Annotated in this window: 20 protein-coding genes and 1 pseudogene; 14 read left to right on the top strand and 7 right to left on the bottom strand. The window is 71.7% G+C overall.

The features are described from left to right. Positions 1-84 precede the first annotated feature (84 nt). From AC2H4J_RS21250 to AC2H4J_RS21240, 3 genes are read left to right on the top strand one after another with little or no spacing between them, the layout of a single operon-like run. A complete protein-coding gene (locus AC2H4J_RS21250) occupies positions 85-1,518 on the top strand; it encodes a CCA tRNA nucleotidyltransferase (RefSeq protein WP_487466907.1) in 1,434 nt (477 codons plus the stop codon). A 44-nt stretch (positions 1,519-1,562) separates the two neighbouring features. Continuing rightward, a complete protein-coding gene (locus AC2H4J_RS21245; RefSeq protein WP_487466906.1) occupies positions 1,563-2,183 on the top strand; it encodes a maleylpyruvate isomerase family mycothiol-dependent enzyme in 621 nt (206 codons plus the stop codon). A gap of 43 nt (positions 2,184-2,226) precedes the next feature. Continuing rightward, the gene (locus tag AC2H4J_RS21240) at positions 2,227-3,234 is read left to right on the top strand and encodes a matrixin family metalloprotease (protein WP_487466905.1); all 1,008 of its coding nucleotides are present in this window, start codon (positions 2,227-2,229) and stop codon (positions 3,232-3,234) included. 18 nt (positions 3,235-3,252) lie between these two features. Here the strand turns inward: AC2H4J_RS21240 and AC2H4J_RS21235 are convergent, their stop codons facing one another. Beyond that, entirely contained in the window at positions 3,253-4,536 is a 1,284-nt protein-coding gene (locus AC2H4J_RS21235) for an MFS transporter (RefSeq protein ID WP_487466904.1), read from the bottom strand. A gap of 156 nt (positions 4,537-4,692) precedes the next feature. On the opposite strand from AC2H4J_RS21235, the gene AC2H4J_RS21230 reads away from it, so the two are divergent. Further along, positions 4,693-5,361 carry a YqgE/AlgH family protein gene (locus tag AC2H4J_RS21230; protein ID WP_487466903.1) on the top strand — a complete coding sequence of 223 codons (669 nt, stop codon included), beginning with the start codon at positions 4,693-4,695 and terminating at the stop codon, positions 5,359-5,361. A 111-nt stretch (positions 5,362-5,472) separates the two neighbouring features. Here AC2H4J_RS21230 and AC2H4J_RS21225 read toward each other — a convergent pair whose 3' ends face one another. From AC2H4J_RS21225 to AC2H4J_RS21215, 3 genes are all read right to left on the bottom strand, one after another. Further along, on the bottom strand, positions 5,473-6,237 hold the full coding sequence (locus AC2H4J_RS21225; protein WP_487466902.1) for a hypothetical protein: 765 nt from the start codon (positions 6,235-6,237) through the stop codon (positions 5,473-5,475). 77 nt (positions 6,238-6,314) lie between these two features. Further along, positions 6,315-7,394, bottom strand: a complete 1,080-nt coding sequence (locus AC2H4J_RS21220) for an inositol-3-phosphate synthase (protein WP_487466901.1) — start codon at positions 7,392-7,394, stop codon at positions 6,315-6,317. A gap of 73 nt (positions 7,395-7,467) precedes the next feature. Continuing rightward, entirely contained in the window at positions 7,468-8,061 is a 594-nt protein-coding gene (locus tag AC2H4J_RS21215; RefSeq protein WP_487466900.1) for a PadR family transcriptional regulator, read from the bottom strand. Positions 8,062-8,331: 270 nt separating this feature from the next. On the opposite strand from AC2H4J_RS21215, the gene AC2H4J_RS21210 reads away from it, so the two are divergent. The 3 genes from AC2H4J_RS21210 to AC2H4J_RS21200 all read left to right on the top strand — a co-directional run bounded on the left by AC2H4J_RS21210 (position 8,332) and on the right by AC2H4J_RS21200 (position 12,882). After that, entirely contained in the window at positions 8,332-8,742 is a 411-nt protein-coding gene (locus tag AC2H4J_RS21210; protein ID WP_487466899.1) for a DUF5318 family protein, read from the top strand. A 165-nt stretch (positions 8,743-8,907) separates the two neighbouring features. After that, on the top strand, positions 8,908-11,325 hold the full coding sequence (locus tag AC2H4J_RS21205) for a transglycosylase domain-containing protein (RefSeq protein ID WP_487466898.1): 2,418 nt from the start codon (positions 8,908-8,910) through the stop codon (positions 11,323-11,325). 36 nt (positions 11,326-11,361) lie between these two features. Continuing rightward, positions 11,362-12,882 (top strand): glycosyltransferase family 87 protein, encoded by a 1,521-nt coding sequence (locus tag AC2H4J_RS21200; protein ID WP_487466897.1) that lies wholly within the window; start codon positions 11,362-11,364, stop codon positions 12,880-12,882. 60 nt (positions 12,883-12,942) lie between these two features. Here the strand turns inward: AC2H4J_RS21200 and AC2H4J_RS21195 are convergent, their stop codons facing one another. Beyond that, positions 12,943-13,752, bottom strand: a complete 810-nt coding sequence (locus AC2H4J_RS21195) for a deoxyribonuclease IV (RefSeq protein WP_487466896.1) — start codon at positions 13,750-13,752, stop codon at positions 12,943-12,945. Between the two features lie 134 nt (positions 13,753-13,886). On the opposite strand from AC2H4J_RS21195, the gene AC2H4J_RS21190 reads away from it, so the two are divergent. The 5 genes from AC2H4J_RS21190 (at position 13,887) to rplI (ending at position 16,635) form a co-directional block, all read left to right on the top strand. Next, a complete protein-coding gene (locus AC2H4J_RS21190; protein ID WP_487466895.1) occupies positions 13,887-14,912 on the top strand; it encodes a hypothetical protein in 1,026 nt (341 codons plus the stop codon). A gap of 208 nt (positions 14,913-15,120) precedes the next feature. Continuing rightward, complete coding sequence (rpsF, locus tag AC2H4J_RS21185) at positions 15,121-15,408, top strand: 30S ribosomal protein S6 (protein ID WP_487466894.1); 288 nt, start codon at positions 15,121-15,123, stop codon at positions 15,406-15,408. Between the two features lie 2 nt (positions 15,409-15,410). Further along, complete coding sequence (locus tag AC2H4J_RS21180; protein ID WP_487466893.1) at positions 15,411-15,908, top strand: single-stranded DNA-binding protein; 498 nt, start codon at positions 15,411-15,413, stop codon at positions 15,906-15,908. 32 nt (positions 15,909-15,940) lie between these two features. After that, the gene (rpsR, locus tag AC2H4J_RS21175; RefSeq protein WP_026856604.1) at positions 15,941-16,177 is read left to right on the top strand and encodes a 30S ribosomal protein S18; all 237 of its coding nucleotides are present in this window, start codon (positions 15,941-15,943) and stop codon (positions 16,175-16,177) included. A 2-nt stretch (positions 16,178-16,179) separates the two neighbouring features. Then, complete coding sequence (gene rplI, locus AC2H4J_RS21170) at positions 16,180-16,635, top strand: 50S ribosomal protein L9 (protein ID WP_487466892.1); 456 nt, start codon at positions 16,180-16,182, stop codon at positions 16,633-16,635. A 75-nt stretch (positions 16,636-16,710) separates the two neighbouring features. Here rplI and AC2H4J_RS21165 read toward each other — a convergent pair whose 3' ends face one another. After that, positions 16,711-17,205, bottom strand: coding sequence for a hypothetical protein (locus AC2H4J_RS21165; RefSeq protein WP_487466891.1), 495 nt, complete (start codon positions 17,203-17,205; stop codon positions 16,711-16,713). An 800-nt stretch (positions 17,206-18,005) separates the two neighbouring features. Here AC2H4J_RS21165 and dnaB point away from each other — a divergent pair. Next, positions 18,006-20,621, top strand: coding sequence for a replicative DNA helicase (dnaB, locus tag AC2H4J_RS21160; RefSeq protein WP_487466890.1), 2,616 nt, complete (start codon positions 18,006-18,008; stop codon positions 20,619-20,621). A gap of 2 nt (positions 20,622-20,623) precedes the next feature. Further along, positions 20,624-20,815 carry a hypothetical protein gene (locus AC2H4J_RS21155; protein ID WP_487466889.1) on the top strand — a complete coding sequence of 64 codons (192 nt, stop codon included), beginning with the start codon at positions 20,624-20,626 and terminating at the stop codon, positions 20,813-20,815. 74 nt (positions 20,816-20,889) lie between these two features. On the opposite strand, the pseudogene AC2H4J_RS21150 reads toward AC2H4J_RS21155, so the two are convergent. After that, positions 20,890-22,082, bottom strand: a pseudogene (locus AC2H4J_RS21150) (IS30 family transposase). Positions 22,083-22,326 lie beyond the last annotated feature (244 nt).

The raw sequence follows: 22,326 nt of genomic DNA, 5'->3' as shown, positions 1-22,326 counted from the left end.
TTCCCATTACCCTGGCTGGTCGTGTCCGCTACGCCCCCGAGTCGTCCCCCCGTCGCGCCGGTCCCCCCGGCCGTCCAGGAGACCGTGCGGGAGCTCGTCGACCTCTCCCCCGTGCTCACGGCGCTGGGCCGGCGGTTCACGGAGGCGGGATTCGAGGTCCATCTCGTCGGGGGATCCGTGCGGGACGCCCTGCTCGCCGCGGGCTCCGGACAGCCGCGGGTGCCCGGCGATCTCGACGTCACCACGTCCGCCCACCCGGAGCAGGTGCTCGAGCTGCTGCGCGGCTGGGCCCGTTCCACGTGGAACACCGGCATCGCCTTCGGCACGGTCGGCGCCGAGGTGGACTCCGGAACCGGTCCCGTGCGGGTGGAGATCACCACGTTCCGCGCCGACCGCTACGACCGCGAGTCGCGCAATCCGGAGGTGGCGTGGGGGGAGTCGCTGATCGACGACCTGCTGCGCCGCGACTTCACGGTCAACGCGATGGCCGTATCGCTCGGTCCCGACCGGACGGTGACCGATCCCTTCGGCGGCCTCGGCGACCTGCTGGCCCGACGGCTGCGCACCCCTGGCTCGGCGGTGGAGTCCTTCGCCGACGATCCGCTGCGCATGCTGCGCGCCGTCCGCTTCGTCGCCCAGCTCGGGCTCACCCCGGACGACGAGGTGGTGGCCGCGATGACGGAGCTCGCGCCGGAGCTGGGCAGGATCACTCCCGAGCGCGTGAACGTCGAGTTCTCCAAGACACTGCTGCAGGACGCCCCGCGGGGGGCGCTCGAGCTGTTCGTGGCCACCGGGCTGGCCGACGTCGTCCTGCCGGAGCTGCCGGCGCTGCGCATGGAGATCGACGAGCACCACCAGCACAAGGACGTCTACACGCACTCGCTGACCGTGCTCGACCAGGCGATCGAGCTGGAGCGGGCCGATCCGGACGCCGAGTCGCCGGACCTCGTCCTGCGGTTGGCCGCGCTGCTGCACGACATCGGGAAGCCGGCGACGCGCCAGCACCTCCCCCGCGGCCGGGTCTCCTTCCACCACCACGAGGTCGTCGGCGCCAAGCTGGTCCGGAAGCGGCTGACGGCGCTGCGCTACCCGAAGGACGTCGTGGAGGCGGTGTCGCGGCTGACCTTCCTGCACCTGCGCTTCCACGGCTACGGTGGCGGCGAGTGGACCGACTCCGCCGTCCGCCGGTACGTCACCGACGCCGGTGACCTGCTCCCCCGGCTGCACAAGCTGGTCCGCTCGGACTCCACGACCCGTAACAAGAAGCGGGCGGCCGCGCTGTCGGCCACCTACGACTCGCTGGAACGGCGGATCACTGAGCTGTCGGCCGCCGAGGACCTCGCACGGGTGCGCCCGGACCTCGACGGCAACGCGATCATGGAGCTGCTCGGGGTCGGCCCGGGTCCCGAAGTGGGCCGGGCGTGGCGGTTCCTCAAGGACCTCCGGCTCGAACGCGGCCCGCTCGACCGCGACGAGGCCGAGCGCGAGCTGCTCGCCTGGTGGTCCGCGGAGTCCTGAGCCCGCCCATCGACCCCAGACCGGCCGGCGGGCAGCATGACGCCATGCCGAACGACATCTGGCCCGTGGTGCACGCCGAGCGGCGGGCGCTGGCCGCCGACCTCGCCGGACTGACCGACGAGCAGTGGCGGACGCCGTCGCTCTGCACCGGCTGGAACGTGCAGGAGGTCCTCGCCCACATGGTCTCCACCGCGAAGCTGACGCCGCCCGCGTTCCTCGTCGGGATGCTCGGCGCAGGGTTCAACTTCGGCCGGTTCACGGCCAAGCGCATCGCCGCGGAGGGTGCCGGCGGTCCGGCGGCCACCCTCGCGGCGTTCCGTTCGGTCGAGACGTCGACGTCGGCGCCCCCCGGGCCGACGACGAGCTGGCTGGGCGAGGCCCTGGTGCACGCCGAGGACATCCGCCGCCCGCTGGGAATCCGGCACGACTACCCCGTGGACGCTCTGCGGCAGGTGACCGAGTTCTACGCGGGCTCGAACGTGCTGATCGGCGGCAAGCGGCGGGTCGACGGCGTCGCGCTGCGGGCGACGGACGCCGACTGGTCGCACGGCAGCGGCCCGGAGGCGTCCGGCCCGATGCTCGCGCTGATGCTCGCGACCACCGGCCGGACGGCGGCACTGGACGATCTCAGCGGCCCTGGGGTGGAGATCCTCCGCTCGCGCTGACCGCCGGCTCCAGGCCGGGGCCTCATCGGCCGACAATCCTCCTGTGGAGCTCGACGGGACCGACGACGACGGGTCGCTGCCCCGCTCACCGAGCGGTCGCGTGCCGCAGTGGGTGCTCGACGACGCCGCCCGTCGTGCCGCGCCGCCCGTCCCTCGTGCGCATCGCCGCCGCGGCCGCGCCCGCCGGGCCCTCGGCGTCGTCGTCTCACTGCTGGTCCTCGTCCTCGGCAGCGGCGTCCTGCTGGGACCCCACCTGGTCCCCTGGACGGCGGTGGCCGACGGCTCGCTGCCGGGGCAGACGGGGCCGGACGCCGTCCCACCCGCCGGGATCCCCGGCGCGGCACCGACCGGGGTGCCGCCGGCGCCGGCCGGGCAGGAGCGCCCGACGGCCGGGCGCGAGGCCGCCCGCGTGCCCCGCGGCCATCCGCCCCCGCCGCCGGCGGGCGGCGGTCCCCACGCCTTCGTCGACCTCCAGGCCGACGGCGTCACGCCGGTCGCCTACGACCCGTGCCGGCCGGTGCACTACGTCATCCACCCCGACGGCCAGCCGTCCGGCGGCGAGGCGGTCATCACCGCCGCGATCGCCCGGGTGTCGCAGGCGACCGGCCTGCAGTTCGTCTACGACGGCGGGACCGACGAGGCGAGCACGCTGGACCGGCCGATCTTCCAGCCCGCCCGCTACGGCGACCGGTGGGCGCCGGTCCTGTTCGCCTGGGAGTCCGACGTGGCCAACCCCCACCTGGCGGGGGAGATCGTCGGCGAGGGCGGCAGCACGGCGGTCTCGCTCGGCGACGGCCCGGAGGTCTTCGTCACCGGCACGGTCTCACTCGACGCCGGCCAGTTCCCCCGGCTCCTCGACCGCCGGAACGGGACGGCCATCGCGCAGGCCATCGTGATGCACGAGCTCGGCCACCTGGTCGGCCTGGACCACGTCGACGACGACCAGCAGCTGATGTACCCGACGTCCCGGGGCGACGTCCTCGACTTCGCCGCCGGCGATCTCACCGGCCTGGCCGCCCTGGGCACCGGCCGCTGCGTGCCCGCCCTGTGACGGCTGCGTGCCGACCGGTCAGTGCCGCCGGGTGATCCGCGCGTAGCCCAGCGCGGCCGCGACGTAGCCCGCGCCGACGGCGGCCACCAGCGGATAGGAGATGCCCGAGTCGGGCAGGGCGACCGCGCCCACCAGCAGCGCCACGACGAACGTGACGTTGAACAGCGTGTCGTACACGGAGAACACCCGGCCGCGGAAGTCGTCCTCCACCCACTCCTGCAGGGTGGTGTCGACGCAGATCTTGACCGCCTGCGCGACGAACCCCAGCACCAGCGAGGCCAGCACGATCGTCGGCGCCACGAAGGGCAGCCCGAGCCCGACCTGGCCGGCCGCCGCGGCGATCAGCAGCACGGTGATCCAGCGCGGCTTGCCGATCCGGCGGACGACGCCCGGCGTGACCCAGGCGGCCAGCAGGGTGCCCACAGCACCGGCCGCCACCACCTCGCCGAGCCCGACGATGCCGCCGGGGAACGGACCGCGCGGTGGGAACGTGTTGCGGTACAGCAGGAGCGTCATCAGGGTCAGGACGCCGTAGGCGAACCGGTGCAGGCTGATCGCGAGCAGCGCCGCGGCGGCCGGCTTGAGCTCCCACACGTGCCGTGCGCCGGCCAGCATGCCGCGCGCGATGTCCGCCGCCGTGAGGCGGGCGGCCCGGGTGACCTGGTCGGGCCCCAGGTCACCGCGCCGGAAGCCGGCGACGACCGTGGCCGCGGCGAGGTAGGGGAGCGCGGCGGACAGCGCCAGCGCGGCGTATCCCGCGTCGGAGGAGCCGGTCAGCTGCAGCAGGGCGATCGCGGCGCCCCCGCCCGCCACGGTGGCGACCGCGCCGGACGTCGTCGACAGCGCGTTGGCCGACACCAGCGAGGCGTCGTCGGTGGTGTGCGGGAGACCCGCGGAGAGCGCGGCCAGCACGAAGCGGTTCACGGAGAAGACGGCGAGGCCCGCGACGTAGAACGCCGTCCCCTGGACGCCGCCGAACACCAGGGCCGCGACGACGGCGACCAGCCCGGCGCGCAGCAGGTTGGCGCGCAGCAGCACCTGACGCCGGCTCCAGCGGTCCAGCCAGACGCCGGCGAACGGGCCGACGAGGGAGTAGGGCAGCAGCAGGACGGCGAAGCCGGCGGCGACCGCCAGCGGATCGGCGGCCCGCTGCGGGTTGAACAGCACGGTGCCGGCCAGAGCCGCCTGGAACACGCCGTCACCGAACTGGGCCAGGAGTCGCGTACCCAGGAGCCGTCGGAAGTCGGTGCGCAGCAGCAGGTGCCGGGCCCCGGAGTCGAGCTCGGTTCCCGCCTCCGCCACGCCGGTACCTTAGGCGGACACCGCCCGCCCGGATCATCACCGCGAGCCCGGTGTCACGACTGCGCGCATCCGGCACGCCGAAGGTGACCTGCGGCGTTCTCCTGACCGGGAGACACGACGCTCCCTGGCGACGGCCGGTGGGGCACACTGACGGGGATGACGTCGGTGCCCTCCTCCCCCGATCCCGAGTCCGGGCCGCCCGCGCGGCCCGCGACCGGGCGACGTCGCGCGTTCGCCGTTCCGCCGCTGTCGACCGGGCGCCTGGACGACGTGTGCCCGGGCAGCCTGCTCGTCGCCATGCCATCGCTCACCGATCCCACCTTCGCCGGCACCGTCGTCTACGTCCTGGACCACTCCGACACCGGCACGCTGGGGGTGGTGCTCGGCCGGCCCAGCCAGGTCGAGATCCGGGACGTGCTGCCCGGCTGGTGCGACCTGGCCGTGCCGCCCGAGGTGTTCCACGTGGGCGGACCGTGCGAGTCGGACACCGCCCTCTGCCTGGCCGTGGGCCCGGGGGCGGCGGCGGGCGACGACGGCCCGCTCCGACGGGTGGCCGGCGACGTCTACCTGGTCGACCTGGACGCCGACCCCGCACAGCTGCCCGAGCAGCTCACCGGCCTGCGGGTGTTCGCCGGGTACGCGGGCTGGTCCCCGGGGCAGCTCGCCGGGGAGATCGCCGAGGGGGCGTGGGCGTGTGTGGCCGGCCAGCGGGACGACGTCCTGAGCTCGGCGGCCGGACCCGAGCTGTGGCGTGGGGTCATGGGGCGCCAGACCGGCCGGCTCGGGGTGCTCTCGACGGCCCCGGCGGACCCGACTGCGAACTGAGGGTGTCCGGACGGCTCCTCATCTGGTAGGAAGTACTCCGGGAGAGGGCGGGCTGGGGAAGAGTCCGCCCTCTCCCGCTCATCTGGCGCCGGTGACCACTCCCGCGCAGGTTCACATGCCGAACGTCGCCGTGATCGCGGGATGGTCGGCCGCCTCCGCCGTCTGCGCCGGGTCGGGTGTCTCGAGCACGCGCGGCCGGTGGTCCGACAAGGTCACCGTGACACGGAGCCCGGTGCCCGCCAGCGGTGTGACGAACTGGGTGAGCATCTCCTCGGCGGCGTCCACGGCGACCGTGCGGCCGTCGCGCAGGCCGAACAGCGAGGTCAGCCGGCTGTCGATCGACCGCTGTCCCTGCCAGGTGTAGCCGGCGCCGAGGAAGCTCCTGGGCTCGTCCGCGGTGCGGGCGGACAGGTTCAGCAGAACCTCCACCACCGCGTCGACCAGGGGCGGGGCCGCGTTCTCCTCGCCGCCCGTGAGGGCGCGGTGCAGGTACGCGCCTCCCGGGACGCCGTCCGCGGCCAGGGCCTTGGGGAGACCGGGCACGTCGCCGATCCACAGTTCCTCGTCGGTGAACACCAGCGTCCGGACGTCGTCCGCGCGCCCGTCCCCGAAGCTGGTGACCGCCCGCGCCCGGCCGATCTCGTCCCGGAAGTCCACCTCGCCGGTCAGGGTCAGCACGGTGTCCTCCCCGTACGGCGCGGTGACCACGAACTGCGCACCGGCGTGCGTGTAGTTGCGGTGCAGCAGCGCGGCGAGCGCATCGGCGTCCTGCTGCGTGACCGGGTCGCCCGGCTGCCGCTCGGCGTCGCCGGACGAGCATCCGGCGGCCAGCGCGGCGGCCAGCCCGAGCGCCGGGAGGAGGACGCGGCGCCGCACCCGGGCAGCGTATGCAGTGCGACGGAGCCCGCGTCCCAGGCGGGGACGCGGGCTCCGTCGTGTCGCGGGGTCCTTCTTCAGCGCTCGACGTCCCCCCGGATGAACGCCTCGACCGCGTCGCGGGCCTCGCTGTCGCTGTACTGCACCGGCGGGCTCTTCATGAAGTACGACGACGCCGAGAGGATCGGGCCGCCGATCCCGCGGTCCTTGGCGATCTTCGCGGCGCGGACGGCGTCGATGATGATGCCGGCCGAGTTCGGCGAGTCCCAGACCTCGAGCTTGTACTCCAGGTTCAGGGGCACGTCGCCGAACGCGCGGCCCTCGAGCCGGACGTAGGCCCACTTGCGGTCCGACAGCCACGGCACGTGGTCCGACGGGCCGATGTGCACGTTGCCCTTGCCCATGTCGCGGTCGACCTGGCTGGTCACCGACTGCGTCTTGGAGATCTTCTTCGACTCCAGGCGCTCGCGCTCGAGCATGTTCTTGAAGTCCATGTTGCCGCCGACGTTGAGCTGCATCGTGCGGTCGAGCTGCACGCCGCGGTCCTCGAAGAGCTTGGCCAGGACGCGGTGGGTGATCGTGGCTCCGACCTGGCTCTTGATGTCGTCACCGACGATCGGGACGCCGGCCGCGGTGAACTTGTCCGCCCACTCCTTGGTGCCGGCGATGAAGACCGGCAGCGCGTTGACGAACGCGGCCCCTGCGTCGATCGCGGCCTGCGCGTAGAACTCCGCGGCCTGCTGCGAGCCCACGGGCAGGTAGCAGACGACGACGTCGGCGCCGGAGTCGCGCAGGGCCGCGACCATGTCCACCGGCTGCTCGTCGGACTCCTCGACGATCTCCCGGTAGTACTTGCCCAGGCCGTCGAGCGTGGTGCCGCGCTGCACGGTGACGCCGAGCGGCGGGACGTCGGCGATCTTGATGGTGTTGTTCTCGCTGGCGACGATGGCCTCGGAGAGGTCGCGCCCCACCTTCTTGGCGTCGACGTCGAACGCGGCGACGAACTCGACGTCGGACACGTGGTACTCGCCGAAGCGGACGTGCATCAGACCCGGGACCGACGTCGTCGGGTCGGCGTCCTTGTAGTACTCCACGCCCTGCACGAGCGAGGCTGCGCAGTTCCCGACGCCGATGATGGCGACCTTCACTGATCCCATGGTTCTCCTTCTTCCTGGACCGGGCTGGTCCCGTGGTCGTGGACCGTGCGGTCCGGTGCTGGCTGGCTGAGCTCTAGGTGGTGGATCCGGGTGTGGCGGGCGGCTCGGGTGTGCCTGCCTCCCGGCGCTCGGTGTCGATCAGTTCCGACAGCCAGCGGACCTCCCGGTCCACCGACTCGAGGCCGTGGCGCTGTAGTTCGAGCGTGTAGTGGTCGAGGCGCTCCCGGGTGCGGGCCAGCGAGGCCCGCAGGCCCTCCCGCTGCCGCTCGACGGTCCGCCGCCGGCCCTCGAGGATCCGGAGCCGGACATCGGGGCCCGTGTGCCGGAAGAACGCCAGGCGGACGCCGAAGCTCCCGCTGTCGTCGTAGGCCTCCGGGCCGGTCTCACCGACCAGCTCGTGGAAGCGCTCCTTGCCCTCGGCGGTGATCGTGTAGACGATCTTGCCGCGCCGGCCGGTCAGCGGCGGCGCGTCGGCCGGCAGCAGGGCGTGCGGGTCCGGCTCGTCGGTGGTGATCAGGCCGGCCGCGTGCATCCGCTTGAGCGCCGGGTAGAGCGACCCGTAGGAGATGCTGCGGAGCCCGCCGAGTACCTGCGAGAGCTGCTTGCGTAGTTCGTAGCCGTGCATCGGCGACTGGTGGAGCAGGCCAAGGATGGCGAATTCGAGCATTCCGCCTCCCTCAGCCGACTGGTCGATGTATCGAAACGATACATCGCGGTGTGACACTGTCGTCCTCCGGACGACACCGCGGCCAATTTCCGTCCCCGTGCTGCGACGAGCGTGTCCGTCGTGCCTGCGCGGGACCCTCCGGGCCCCATTCGGCACGAACCCTCGATCCGGACTCGCGGGACCTGCCGGGCCCGGTCGGCGCGACGTGGCGGGTGGTTGGTTTCACGGGAAACGCTCCGGACCCCTGGGTCTGCCACGTACATTGACGCCGTGCCCGGACGTCGATCCGTCGTGGACTACTCGCTGCAGCGGCGAGCCGTCCTCGCCGACGTGTACGCGGGTCGCACGGGTCTGTTCGAGGTCTGCGACGCGAGTCCTTACCTCTCCCGGGCGGCCAAGTACCACGGCGAGGCGACCGATGTCGCCTGCCCGGTCTGCCGCAAGGAACGCCTCATCACGGTGAACTACGTGTACGGCGATCACCTCGGCCCGGTCTCCGGCCAGGCGAAGACGCAGGTGGAACTGGCGCGCATGGACGCCATGCAGGAGCAGTTCACGGTGTACGAGGTCGAGGTGTGCCGCAGCTGCGGGTGGAACCACCTGGACGCCTCGTACGTCCTGGGAGCCGAACCGGTTCCCGGGCAGCCACGCCGGAACCGGCGCCGGGTCGCCACCGAGTAGCCGGTGGCGGGAGGATTCCGTCCCGGCGTGCACAGCAGTCGCACCAGCGCCGCTGCGTCGCGGGGGTTCCCCCGCTCCCACAGCTGAAGACGCCAAGCTCTCAGCAAGGCCGCGACGGGGATCGATCCCCGTCGCCGAACCGAGAAGTCAGAGAGGGGTTCCCTCGTGCCATCCCACGACGAGACCTCACCGGCCGCGCCGCGCGCCGGGTCGGTCCGCCGTCCGCGTCCGTCGCGGTCCCGTCCCACCGGCGGTGGTGGCGGGCGTGACCAGTCCGGACGCCCGCCCGCAGGCGGCCGTGCCCGCACGACGGCATCCCGCACCGGCGCATCGGGTCCGTCCCGCAGCGCGTCCGGTCAGTCCCGCTCGGCCGGCGGCCGCTCGCGGACGACGGCCAAGGGGAAGGGCAAGGGGCCGAAGTCGAAGAAGCAGCGCCGCAACCGTCGGCTGAAGGTCGCCGGCGGTCTCCTCGCCGGCATGCTGGTGCTGCTCGGCGTGTTCGTCGGGGTGGTCTACGCCAGCACCGAAGTCCCGAGCCCCGACTCGATCACCACCTCGCAGACGACCCGGATCTACTACTCCGACGGCGCGACCGAGATGGCCCGCCTCGGCGACGAGAACCGCACCAACGTGACACTGGCGCAGATCTCCGAGCCCGCGCGGTACGCCGTCCTGGCGGCGGAGAACCGCAGTTTCTACACCGACCCGGGCATCTCGTTCACCGGCATCGTGCGGGCGGCGTTCAACAACCTGACGGGCGGGTCCACGCAGGGCGGCTCGACGATCACCCAGCAGTACGTGAAGAACGCGATCCTGAAGAACTCCTCGCAGACCTTCACGCGCAAGTTCCAGGAGCTGTTCCTGGCGATCAAGCTGGACAACAACTACTCGAAGGACCAGATCCTCGAGAACTACCTGAACACCATCTACTACGGGCGCGGGGCGTACGGCATCGAGTCGGCGGCCAACACCTACTTCGGCGTGCCGGCCGCACAGTTGACCGCGCAGCAGGGCGCCGTCCTGGCGGTGCTCGTCCGCAGTCCCTCGCGGTACGACCCCGAGGTGAGCCCGACCGACGCCCAGGACCGCTGGGGCAAGGTGCTCGACGCGATGGTGACCGAGGGCTGGCTGACCAAGGACGAGCGCGCGGCGTCGGTCTACCCGCCCGTGCTGCCCAAGACCACGTCCTCGCTCGGCCTCCCCGAGGGGCCCGAGGGCCTGATCGTCAAGCAGGTCAAGGACGAGCTGATGGGGAAGTACGGCTACACCGAGCAGCAGATCCAGGCCGGCGGGCTGCGCATCACGACCACGGTGAACAAGAGCTTCCAGGACGCCGCCGTCGCGGCCGTCAACGACGTGATGGAGGGCGAGCCCGACAACCTCCGCCAGGCGCTCGTCTCGGTCGACCCGAAGACCGGCGGGGTGCTCGCCTACTACGGCGGCAAGTCCGGGCGGAACTTCGACTACGCGGGGTCGCCGCGCCAGCCCGGGTCGTCGGTGAAGCCGTACGTGCTCGCCACGGCGCTGGAGCAGGGGATCAGCGTGACCGCCCGCCGGGACGGCAGCGACAAGCAGATGTTCCCCGGCCGGGCTCCGGGCCACCCGGTGCGCAACTCGGGCGGGGCGTCCTGCCCCGCCTGCACCCTGCAGGAGGCGATCGTCAAGTCGCTGAACACCACCTTCTACGGGCTCACCTACGAGGTCGGCCCGCCGAAGGTGCGCGACGTGATGCTCAAGGCAACCGGCCTGCCGGACAAGTGGACCGGAGGCAACCTGAAGGGTCAGACGGTCCTGGCCGACCCGAAGACCGGTGGCGTCGACGCCGGTCTCGGCATCGGGCAGTACGCCATGCGTCCGATCGACCAGGCGGTCGGGTTCGCGACCTTCGCCGCCGGCGGGGTGCACCGCAACCCCTTCTTCGTGGCGAAGGTGACCGACTCCGACGGCACCCAGCTGCTCGGTCCGCCCGCCGACGACGGCCAGCAGGTCATCCCGGCTGATGTCGCCAACGACGTCACGTTCGCGATCGAGGGAGTCGCTCAGTACTCCAAGCGCGCGCTCGAGGGCGGCCGCCAGGTCGCCAGCAAGACGGGCACCGTGGGCGTGACCGACCAGGACAACTCCGACGCGTGGATGGTGGGCTACACCCCGTCGATCTCCACCGCGGTCTGGATGGGGTCGGACACCAACGAGCCCATCGTGAGCGCCAACAAGAAGATCATCTACGGATCCGGCCTGCCCGGGGCGATCTGGCAGGAGTTCATGAACGCCGTCCTCAAGGGGACGCCGAAGGAGAAGCTGCCGGACAAGGCGCTGATCCAGGGCGACACCGGGCAGGGGGTGCCGGAGCCGACCACCGAGGCGCCGCCGCCCAGCGAGGCACCCGCCCCCGCGACGACGTCCGACGCCGCCCCGCCGCCGGCGAACCCGCCGGCGCCGACGTGCGGCCAGCCGACCCTTCCCGCCTGCCCCAATCCTGGCGACGGGGGTAACCCGCCCAACGGAAATCCGAATCCGCCCCCACCGAACCAACCGGGCCAGCCCGCTGAACCGGTGGGTCCGCCGGCCCCCGTGGGCGGCTGAACCGATCCGGCGCATCCGATCCCGCACACTGAGCACGTGAGCAACGCACCTCCGGGCCCGTCCGCCGTCGTGGACGGGCCCGGAGTGTCTCCGGGGAGCGGGCGGCGGGCGGTCACGGCCCCGGCGCCGGACCGGGTGGTGCCCTCCTGGACCGATCCGGTCGTGGCCCAGGCCAGCGAGGCGATCGGCGGCCCCTGGGGCCGGCACGCGGTGATCGGCCGGGCGCTGTTCTGGACGCCCCTGCGGATCTGCCTGCTGTTCACGTCGTTCGTGCTCGCCCTGGCCTGGGTCAAACAGGCGCCCTGCGCGAGTGGCAACTGGGCGGGCTGGGTCCAGTACACGCACTTCTGCTACTCCGACACGGTGCCGCTCTTCGGCCTCCACCACCTCGACACCGGTGCGCTGCCCTACCTCGACTCCCCCGTCGAATACCCGGTGCTGACCGGCGGTTTCATGGCGCTGGCCGCCGCGGTCGCCCGCGTCTACGACGGCGCGTCCGGCGCGTGGGGGCTGCTGCCCGGCGTCCCGCCGGTCGAGAGCTACTACGTGGTGACCTGTCTGCTGCTGTCGCTGTGCGCGCTGGTGACGACGCGAGGGGTGCTCGCGCTGTCCGGACGGCGGCCCTGGGACGCGGCCATGGTCGGGCTCTCGCCGCTGCTGTTCGTGCACGTGTTCACCAACTGGGACCTGTTCGCCGTCGCCCTGGCGACCTGCGGGATGTGGGCGTGGGCGCGGCAGCGGCCGGTCCTCGCCGGCGTCCTTCTCGGGCTCGGCATCGCCGCGAAGCTGTACCCGGCACTGGTGCTGGGCGCGCTGTTCCTGCTCTGCCTGCGAGCGGGCCGGCTCGCCGTCTGGCTGCGGACGGCGGTGGCCGCCGGAGTCGTCTGGCTGGCGATCAACGTGCCGATCGCCGTCCTGGCGCCGGAGAACTGGAGTCGCTTCTTCCGGCTCAACAGCAGCCGGCCGGCCGACCCGGACACCATCTGGAACCTCCTCCTGCACGCCAACCCGCAGGCGCTCGGCGGCCCGGTCGCCGAGGGGCAGTCACCGATCACGCTCAACATCGTCGTCGCGGTGCTGCTGGTGCTGCTCGTCGCCGCGGCGGGCTGGCTCACGTTCGCCGCGCCGGTGCGGCCGCGGGTGGGTCAGCTGGCGTTCCTGCTCGTCGCCGGGTTCCTCCTCCTGAACAAGGTGTGGAGTCCGCAGTACTCCCTGTGGCTCCTGCCGCTGGCCGTGCTGGCTCGGCCGCGCTGGCGGTCGCTGCTGCTCTGGCAGGCCACCGAGGCGCTGCTGTGGGTGCCGCGGCTGCTCTGGTACCTCGGCACCGACCACCGCGGCGTCAAGGTGGAGTGGTTCCTGCTGAGCGTGGTGATCCGCGATCTCGCCGTCCTCACGCTGATGGCTCTCGTCGTCCGGGACGTCCTGCGTCCCGATGGCGACGTCGTCCGCACGAGCTGGCCCGGAGTGGACGACCCGGCCGGTGGCGTCCTGGACGGCGCCCGGGACCGGGTGGTCTTGCCGAGTGGGGCCCGGAGGGTCCCGCGCAGGCATGACTGACGCGCTCAGGTCACGTGGGGAACGGCTGCTGGCCGCGGTGCGGCGCGGAGCGTCGCAGTGTCATAGGGCGTCGCGGAGGAGGACGATCTCGGCGGCGTGCGCCGCCCGGTCCCCGGGGGTCTCCAGGATGATCGGGCAGTCGGCCGCGCGGGCGACGTCGACCAGTAGCTCGGTCGGGATCTCGCCGTCGGAGAGCGGGGCGTGCCGGTCGCGGCTGGAACCGGCCGGGTCGCGGCTGTTGTTGAGGTGCACCAGGTCGAGCCGGCCGGTGATGGCGCGGATGTCGTCGACCGCGGTGCCGAGGTCCCAGCCGGCCGCCCAGGCGTGGCAGGTGTCCAGGACGAAGCCGGCGCCGAACTCGCCGATGGCGTCCCAGAGGCGGGCGATCGCATCCAGCTCCCGCGCCATCGCGTTGCCGCCGCCCGCGGTGTTCTCGATGAACAGCGGCAGCGGGAAGCCGCCGTCCTTGGCCTGGTAGGTGAACGTCTTGCGCCAGTTGTCCACGCCGACGGCAGGGTCGTCCTCGGCGAGCACGTGGCCGCCGTGCACGACCATGCCCCGGGCGCCGACCGCGGCGGCTGCCTGCGCGTGCTGCGCGAGCAGCTTGCGGCCGGGAACGCGGATCCGGTTGTTGGTCGAGGCGACGTTGAGCATGTACGGCGCGTGGACGATCACCATCACGTCGCTCGCGCGGAGGTCGTCGCCGTCCGGGCGCGGTTTCGGGGCCTTGTAGCTCTGCGGGTCGGTCAGGAAGATCTGCACGCCGTCGGCGTCCATCTCGGCCGCCCGGGCCAGCGGACCCCCGCCGTCGAGTTCGTTGTCGTCGGTCAGGCCGGGTCCGACGTGTACGCCGATCGGGTGTCTTCCCACGCCTGCGCACCCTAGTTCTCCAGGGGTTTCAGGTTTACCCGTATCGCTGGCGTCACATCATCGTTGATGCAGCGTGACGGGGGTTACTCCCCAGTAGGGGAACGGACGACGTCGACGTGGAGGTAGGGAAGCAGATGGCGAGCGGTCGGATCCGTCGAAGCGCACGGCGAGGACTCGCCGTCGCCGTACTCGGCTGGCTGGCGGTGGCGGCGGCGTCCGTCCTCATGGCGCCCAGTGCGAGCGCCGCGCCCCAGGAGACCGTCGAGATCATGAACTTCACGCCCCCGGTGAAGAGCGTCGACAAGGGCGGCCAGATCACCTTCGTCAACAAGATCCCCGCCGCGAACAAGGGCGGGATCACCATCTCGCCCCTGCTCAGTGTGTCGGCCACGATCTACACCGACGTGTCGGTGACGTTCTTCGGGCAGAAGAAGGACCTGCAGTTCGGCCAGTCGGCCGCGTGGACCTTCAACGACCCCGCGACCGCCGGAACGATCACCTATACGTACCGGATCGTCCCGCAGGCCGGTCTCCCGGCCGCGGTCGTCACCCAGGTGGTGAACACCGTCGCGGCGTCGCTGCCGCCGGTGCCGGCGCCGGTGCCCTACGTCGTGGAGACGCTCGTCCCGCTGCCGACACTGCCCGGCGCGAACCTTCCCCAGCTGCCGCAGGTGACCGTTCCGCTGCCGCCCCTCCCGGGGGGCACGACGCCCGTGCCGCCGGTGGACGGCCCGGGCGGCCCCACGCCGACGGACCACCCGACGCCGACGGGCATCTCCGGCATCGACGGGAACGTGTACGCCTACGAGACCGGCGGGGCCGGCCCGCAGCTGCAGCCGGCCGGCGTCGCGGCCGCCTCGGCCTTCGACCCGTCCCGGTTCGCCGCCGTGAGGGGCAGCTCGTCGTCGCGCGGTGCCTCGGGTGCCGCCACCGGGGCCGGCGGCGTGGCCGGGGGGTACGACGGCGCCTCGGTGCCGGTCTTCGGCCAGCTGGCCGGGCTGGACGGGTCCGGCCTGGACGACCAGAGCGCCACGCGGGACGCCGCGTCGTCCACCCCGGCGCAGACCCTGCCGGCCGCCGCCCTGGCTGCCGTGATCGCGCTGGCCGCGGTCACCGCCGCACTGGTCCGCACCCACCAGGCGTCGCGCAACTCGCGCTGACGCCGTTCGCCGCCGCGGCCGTCGTCCCTTTCCGGACGGCGGCCGCGGCGCGTCGCCGGGGGTTGTGGACAGCGCCGGACGGCGTTCTGCGCGGCGCTGGTAGCCTTCTCCTGCGCGTTCCGGTGGATGCCGGGGCGCGCAACGCATGCACGACCCTCCTGCTGCAGACCTTCTGCAGCCGCCAAGACCAGAGGAGGTGGGGTTTCCCGTGCGTCATTACGAACTGATGGTCATCCTCGACCCCGAGCTCGAGGAGCGCACCATTGCTCCGTCCCTCGACCGGTTCCTGACCGTCGTCACCAAGGCCGGTGGCACCGTCAAGACCGAGATCTGGGGCCGTCGCCGTCTCGCCTACGAGATCAAGAAGCAGATCGAGGGCATCTACGCGATCGTCACGATCGAGTCCGAGCCCGCTGCCGTGGCCGAGCTGGACCGTCAGCTGAACCTCAACGAGTCGGTGCTCCGCACGAAGCTGATGCGCCCCGAGGCCCACTGACCATGGCCGGCGAAACCGTCATCACCGTCATCGGGAACCTGACGTCTGACCCGGAGCTCCGGTTCACGCCGTCCGGCGCCGCGGTTGCCAACTTCACCGTTGCCTCCACCCCCCGCACCTTCGACCGTCAGTCGCAGGAGTGGAAGGACGGCGAGGCGCTGTTCCTCCGGTGCAACGTGTGGCGGCAGGTGGCCGAGAACGTGGCCGAGTCCCTCACCCGCGGTTCGCGGGTCATCGTCAGCGGGCGGCTCAAGCAGCGCTCGTTCGACACCAAGGAAGGCGAGAAGCGCACCGTCATCGAGCTGGAGGTCGACGAGATCGGCCCCTCGCTGCGCTACGCCACCGCGAAGGTCACCAAGGCCTCCCGCGGTGACGGTGGCGGCGGCTTCTCCGGTGGTGGCGGCGGCGGAGGCGGCTTCGGCTCCTCCGGTGGCGGCGGCGGCGGATCGAGCGACCCCTGGTCGACTCCCGCGGGCCCGTCCGACGAGCCTCCCTTCTGATCCACTCTTCGTACTGATCTCTGGAGAACCCAGTGCCCAAGCCCCCCATTCGCAAGGTCAAGAAGAAGGTCTGCCAGTTCTGCAAGGACAAGGCGACCTACGTCGACTACAAGGACACGACGCTGCTGCGGAAGTTCATCTCCGACCGCGGCAAGATCCGAGCACGGCGCGTCAGCGGCAACTGCAGCCAGCACCAGCGTGACGTCGCCGTGGCCGTGAAGAACAGCCGCGAGATGGCGCTGCTGCCCTACACCTCGACGGCGCGCTGATCATGACGACGTCGAAGCTGATCCTCACCGCCGAGGTCACCGGTCTCGGTTCTTCCGGCGACACCGTCGAGGTCAAGGGCGGGTACGCCCGCAACTACCTCCTGCCCCGCGGCCTGGCCATCCAGGCCACCCGCGGTGCCGAGAAGCAGATCGAGTCCCTCCGCCGGGCGCGTGCCGCCCGTGAGGTGCGCTCGCAGGAAGAAGCGACCGCCGTGGCCGGGCAGCTGTCCGGCCTCACGGTGCGCGTTCCGGCTCGCGCCGGCGAGGGTGGCCGCCTGTTCGGGCGCGTCACCACCGCCGACGTCGCCGCGGCCGTGGCCGCGGCCGGTGGCCCGGAGCTCGACCGTCGCCGGATCGAGCTGCCCAGCAGCATCAAGACCACCGGCCAGCACACCGTCACCGTGCGGGTGCATCCCGAGGTCTCGACGCAGCTGCAGATCGAGGTCGTGGCCAGCTAGGGCTGTCCAGCACTGCCCGCGAGGGGCGTCGGACTCCGGTCCGGCGCCCCTCGCGGCGTCTCCGGGGACGGTCGCTCAGAGCGCCGCGACGCGCCGGGCCACGGCCTCTATCGCGCGGTCGCGCACGTCTGCCGCCAGGGGTGCGTCGACGGTGCCGGCACCGACGACCGCCTCGGTCGAGCGGCCGGTGAGGAAGACGTACTGCCAGTAGAGGGTCATCCTGGCGCCGCTCGCGGCCGTCGCCGGGACGACCGCTGTCGCGATGGCCACGACGTTGCCCGGCCCCCCACCGCTACCGGGGGTCACCTCGAAGCGCGGCGTTTCCACGTCGGTTCCCCCGGGCCTCGTCTTCCCGCGCAGGGTTGCGGTGAGCGCCTCGGCGAAACAGTCAGGAGCCCTGACGTCGCTGAGGAGGGCGGTGTCGGCATCCACGCGCTGCTGCGAGCGGAAGCTGCCCGCCCAGGAGTACAGATGGCTGGTCGCGCCGTCGGTGAACACTGGTGAGAACGTCTCCGTCAGCTGACCGGCTGGATCGGTCGACGCTCCCAGGCAGGCGCGGAAGGCCGCCATCGTTGCGCTGTCGCGCTCCGGACTGCCACCCGCGCTCCACCCCTGTGGGAGATCGTCGGGCTGTAGGACGGTCGACCGGAGCCGGCCCGGGTCGCCGGATGGCGGCCGTGGCGCTACGGAGGTGCTCGAGGCACGCGAGCCGGTTGCCGCGGCGGGTCCGGCTGGGGCGACCGTGGACGTGCACGCGGAGACCGTAGCGGCGAGAACCACGATCCCGGCCATGCTCGTGAGCCTGCTCGTCCGCACCCGCGGAACGTAGTGGGTCCGGTGGCAGGCGGACGGCCGACGCGGCCGATCGAGTGGAGGATCCGTGCGGCCACGGGCGCCTGTGGACACCTGTGCATTCGGCGATCGAATGCTGAACGGACCGTGTCCGGGCCATAGCCGACTGTGATCGTGTAGAAGGCCGACAGGCGGTCGCGACGCGGTGTGACTCGTGGTGCGGCACGGCAAATTTCTTCGGACTTTTCTCCTGTCCACAGCCGGTGGGCGCTGTTTCCGCAGGTGGTGGGCGTGGAGACGGGAGATGTACCGCGGGCGTCCCCCGCGGTCTCCACATGTCGACACGCCTCCATCCACCGACTTGTCCACAAGTTGTGCAGATCGGCGTGCACACCGGTGTTGGACGGGGACCCCTCCGGCTTCCTAACGTCCACCTCAGCTGCCGCCGGGTGCCGGAAAGTGTCGGTGCCCGGCGGTAGCAATCACCGAACAGATGTTCGGTCCGGCGGCGCTCGTCGAACTCCGACTTCCCCACGGAGTGGTGATGCGGGCGCGCCCGCAAGAGATGGAGGAACCCCGTGGCGGTGGCCGACGACTTCAGCCGGCCTCAGGCGACGGCTCCGGCGTACGACCGGCAGCCCCCGCAGGACATCCCGGCCGAGCAGTCCGTGCTCGGCGGCATGCTGCTGAGCAAGGACGCGATCGCCGACGTCGTGGAGGCCCTGCAGGGCACGGACTTCTACCGTCCGGCGCACCAGGTGATCTTCGACTGCATCCTCGACCTGTACGGCCGGGGTGAGCCCGCCGACGCCATCACCGTGGCCGCGGAGCTCAACCGCACCGACCAGCTGTCGAAGATGGGCGGCGCGGTCTACCTGCACACCCTCATCGCGTCCACGCCGACTGCGGCCAACGCCGGCTACTACGCCGCGATCGTGGCCGAGCAGGCCGTGCTGCGCCGTCTGGTCGAGGCGGGCACCCGCGTGGTCCAGCTGGGCTACGGCGCGGCCGGTGGCAAGGGAGACGTCGACGACATCGTCGACCGGGCCCAGCAGGAGATCTACGACGTCACCGAGAAGCGGATGAGCGAGGACTACTCGCGTCTCGAGGACATCCTGCAGCCGACGATGGACGAGCTCGACGCCATCGCCTCCCGTGGTGGCGTGAGCCGTGGCGTTCCGACCGGCATCCGCGATCTCGACGAGCTCACGAACGGCCTCCAGGCCGGCCAGATGGTCGTCATCGCGGCCCGTCCGGGTGTCGGTAAGGCCCTGGCTCTCGACACCCCGGTCGCCACGCCGTCCGGCTGGACCACCATGGGCGAGATAGCGGTCGGCGACCGTGTGATGGGGTCCGACGGCCGCCCCACGACCGTCGTGGCCGCCACCGAGGTCATGACCGACCGCCCCTGCTACGAGGTGCACTTCTCCGACGGGTCGGTCATCGTCGCCGACGCCCAGCACCAGTGGCTCACCGAAACCCGCGCCAGCCGGAAGTCCGCCCAGGCCGCCCGAGTGGGCTACAACCGGTACCGGAACCAGAAGACGTTCGCTGCGGTCCGGACCACCGAAGACATCGCCCGTACCGTCCGCTGCCCCACCAAGGACGCCCGGCTGAACCACTCCGTGACCAATGCGGGCCCGTTGGAGCTCCCGGAGGCCGATCTGCTCGTTCCCCCGTACGCACTGGGCGTGTGGCTTGGTGACGGCACCTCGGCGGCCGCGCAGTTCACCAGCGCCGACCCCGAGATCGCCGTGTACATCGAGGCCGAGGGTCTGGTCGTCGACGCGACGAACGTCCACATGCGCTACGCGATGCGGCTGCCTGACGGGCCCGGTCCTGCCGAGAAGGTCTGCCCGATGTGCGGACAGTTCTTCGTGCCGAAGACGTCGCAGGTGCAAACGTGCGGAAAGACCTGCGGCGGCGCGCTGCGGGCCGCCGGAGGTGTCGGACGTACGGCCACCTGCGCGGGCTGCGGCGGGCCCTCGTCCGGGATGGCCCAGTGCCAGGCGTGCCGGGATGACCACGGCACGGTCAAGGCGCTGCTGCGCAAGCTGGGTGTCCTGGGGAACAAGCACATCCCGGTCGAGTACCTGCGCGGCTCGGTGGCGCAGCGGAAGGCGCTCCTGGCCGGCCTCCTGGACACCGACGGCACCGTCGCGCCGAGCGGGGTGATCCAGTTCGCCGTCACCAACAAGCGGCTGGCCGAGGACACCCGCGAGGTGATCGCGAGCCTCGGGCATCGCGTGCGCATGACCACCAAGCGCGTTCGCGGGCGCTCGGAGGAGTCCTCCATCTGCTACACGCTCACGTTCAGCACCGACGACCAGGTCTTCGCGCTGGAGCGGAAGCACATCCTCCACAAGGAGCGGGGAGCGCGGACATTCACCGCGCGCGGGGTGCGGTTCATCACCGACGTCCGTCCCATCGACAGCGTGCCGGTGCGCTGCATCCAGGTGGACGCCGAGGACCACCTGTTCCTCGCCGGGCGCAGCTTCATCCCGACGCACAATTCGACGCTCGGTCTCGACATCGCGCGGTCCGCGTCGGTGAAGCACCACCTGCCCGCTGCGATCTTCTCGCTGGAAATGAGCAAGCACGAGATCACCATGCGTCTGCTCTCGGCGGAGGCGAAGGTGCCGCTGCACCACATGCGCGCCGGTTCGCTGTCGGACGAGGACTGGTCCAAGCTGGCCCGGCGCATGGGTGAGATCGCCGACGCCCCGCTCTACATCGACGACTCCCCGAACATGACGATGATGGAGATCCGGGCGAAGGCGCGGCGGCTCAAGCAGCGCAACGACCTCAAGCTCGTCGTGATCGACTACCTGCAGCTCATGACGTCCGGGAAGCGTGTCGAGAGCCGCCAGCAGGAGGTCTCCGAGTTCTCGCGTGCGCTCAAGCTGCTGGCCAAGGAGCTCGAGGTTCCGGTCATCGCGATGTCACAGCTCAACCGTGGCTCGGAGCAGCGTCAGGACAAGAAGCCGATGCTCTCCGACCTTCGCGAGTCGGGCTCGATCGAGCAGGACGCCGACATGGTCATGATGATCCACCGCGAGGACATGTACGAGAAGGAGTCCCCGCGGGCCGGCGAGGCAGACATCATGCTGGTCAAGCACCGTAACGGGCCGACGGCGAACGTCACGGTCGCATTCCAGGGTCACTACAGCCGCTTCGTGGACATGGCCAACTAACCGTGACCACCTTGGCTGTGCCCGACGGCGTCGTTCTCGAGGTGGCGGTCCGCGCCGCGGACTCGCCCAGCCAGGAGCGACTGGGACGGATCGCGGCGATGCTGCGGGAGGCCGAGATGGCGGGGCACCCGTCGGCGGGCGGCCACGGACGTCGCCGCAGCCCCGGCTCGCGACGGGTGCGTCCCGCCGCCTGACCGTTCCGGGAGCAGAGAACCGGAGAGGCCCAGAACCGTGTGGCGGATTCCAGGGGTCGTTGCAACACCGCTGGTTAGTGAGGCGGTTGGAGTAGAGCACGCAGACGCTCGGCTGGGGTTGCCCAGCCGAGCGTTTTGCGTGGTCGGACGCTGAGTTGCTGGCTGATGTGGTCGAGGTCGGCTGCTCCGTGCACCGAGAGGTCGGTGCCCTTGGGGAAGTACTGGCGGAGCAGTCCGTTGGTGTTCTCGTTGCTGCCGCGCTGCCAGGGGCTGGCCGGGTCGCAGAAGTAGACGGGCATGTCGGTGGCCACGGTGAACGACCGGTGGGCGGCCATCTCGGCGCCCTGGTCCCAGGTCACCGAGCCGCGCAGATGGGCGGGCAGGGTGGCGATGGTGGCACGAGTTGGTCCCGGACGGCCTCGGCAGTGCGCCCGTTCGGCAGGTGGACCAGCATCACGTAGCGGGTGGCGCGCTCGACCAGGGTGCCGATAGCCGAGGCACCGTCGGCGCCGATGATCAGGTCGCCTTCCCAGTGGCCGGGCACCGCCCGGTCCTCGACCTCGGCCGGCCGCTCGCTGATCATGATCATCTGGTCGGTGAAACGGGGCGTGCGGGCGGCGGGATCTCGATGAGGCGTGCGCCGGGTCCTGCCGGTGCGCAGCGCGGAGGCGACCTCGCGGCGCAGCCCGCCTCGGGCCTGCACGTAGAGGGCTTGGTAGATCGTCTCCGGAGACACCCGCATCTCCCGCTCATCGGGGTGGTCGATGACCAGAGCGTTGCAGATCTGCTCCGGTGACCAGCCCTGATCCAGGCCGGCCTGTACGTAGCCCGCCAGTTCGGTGTGGGTGGCCAGCTTCGCCGGTCTGGGGCGGGCCCGGCGGCCGGCGGCTGCCCGATGGGCCCCGTAGGGCCGGTAGGCGGCCTCGGGCTGTTCGGGGTCGGCGTTGCGGGCCAGCTCCCGGCTGATCGTGGAGGCCACACGCCCCAGCGCCAGCGCGACCTGCCGCATGGACGCGCCGGCGGCACGCAGGTCGGCGATCTGCTCACGCTCGGCCAGTGTCAGGAAGCGAGGGTGCAGCTCCGCTTCCAAAGACGGCGGAACCGGCTGCTGGGTGATCATCCCGAGTGTGTAGTCGATCCGGCGTCCGTCCGGGTGCAGACGACTGTTTCTGGTCTTGCGGATGCCCTTGTCCCAGTCCTGCGCGGTGCGCACGTTCACCCCGATCGCGGCGGCGGCCGCCTGCCGGGAAGCGCCGCCTTCACGCAGCCGGTCGTACTCTGTCCGCCGCGGATGCCCAGCGCGCTGCCGGTTGGACCGCAGACCCGCCGCTCGAGCCCAGCGGCCGCAGGTGCTGCGGTTCAGTCCCAGCTCGGCGGCCGAGACGCTGACACTGCCGGTGCGGTCGAACGAGGCCAGAAACGAGCCTTCGCCTCCCCGATGAACCCGAAAACGACACGGTCGCTGCAACTCCCGAATGATCGGGCGTTGCAGCGACCGTTAGAAACCGCCC

It is taken from the genome of Blastococcus sp. OS1-29, from assembly GCF_057628075.1.
This window is presented reverse-complemented; position numbering and strand designations above follow the sequence as displayed.

Bases quoted from the DNA above. Each gene is read 5' to 3' on its own strand.
- AC2H4J_RS21165 (WP_487466891.1), bottom strand. From the start codon at position 17,205: ATGGCGGCCTTCCGCGCCTGCCTGGGAGCGTCGACCGATCCAGCCGGT.
- AC2H4J_RS21230 (WP_487466903.1), top strand. From the start codon at position 4,693: ATGACGTCGGTGCCCTCCTCCCCCGATCCCGAGTCCGGGCCGCCCGCG.
- AC2H4J_RS21245 (WP_487466906.1), top strand. From the start codon at position 1,563: ATGCCGAACGACATCTGGCCCGTGGTGCACGCCGAGCGGCGGGCGCTG.
- AC2H4J_RS21180 (WP_487466893.1), top strand. From the start codon at position 15,411: ATGGCCGGCGAAACCGTCATCACCGTCATCGGGAACCTGACGTCTGAC.
- rplI (WP_487466892.1), top strand. From the start codon at position 16,180: ATGACGACGTCGAAGCTGATCCTCACCGCCGAGGTCACCGGTCTCGGT.
- AC2H4J_RS21220 (WP_487466901.1), bottom strand. From the start codon at position 7,394: ATGGGATCAGTGAAGGTCGCCATCATCGGCGTCGGGAACTGCGCAGCC.
- AC2H4J_RS21215 (WP_487466900.1), bottom strand. From the start codon at position 8,061: ATGCTCGAATTCGCCATCCTTGGCCTGCTCCACCAGTCGCCGATGCAC.
- AC2H4J_RS21190 (WP_487466895.1), top strand. From the start codon at position 13,887: ATGGCGAGCGGTCGGATCCGTCGAAGCGCACGGCGAGGACTCGCCGTC.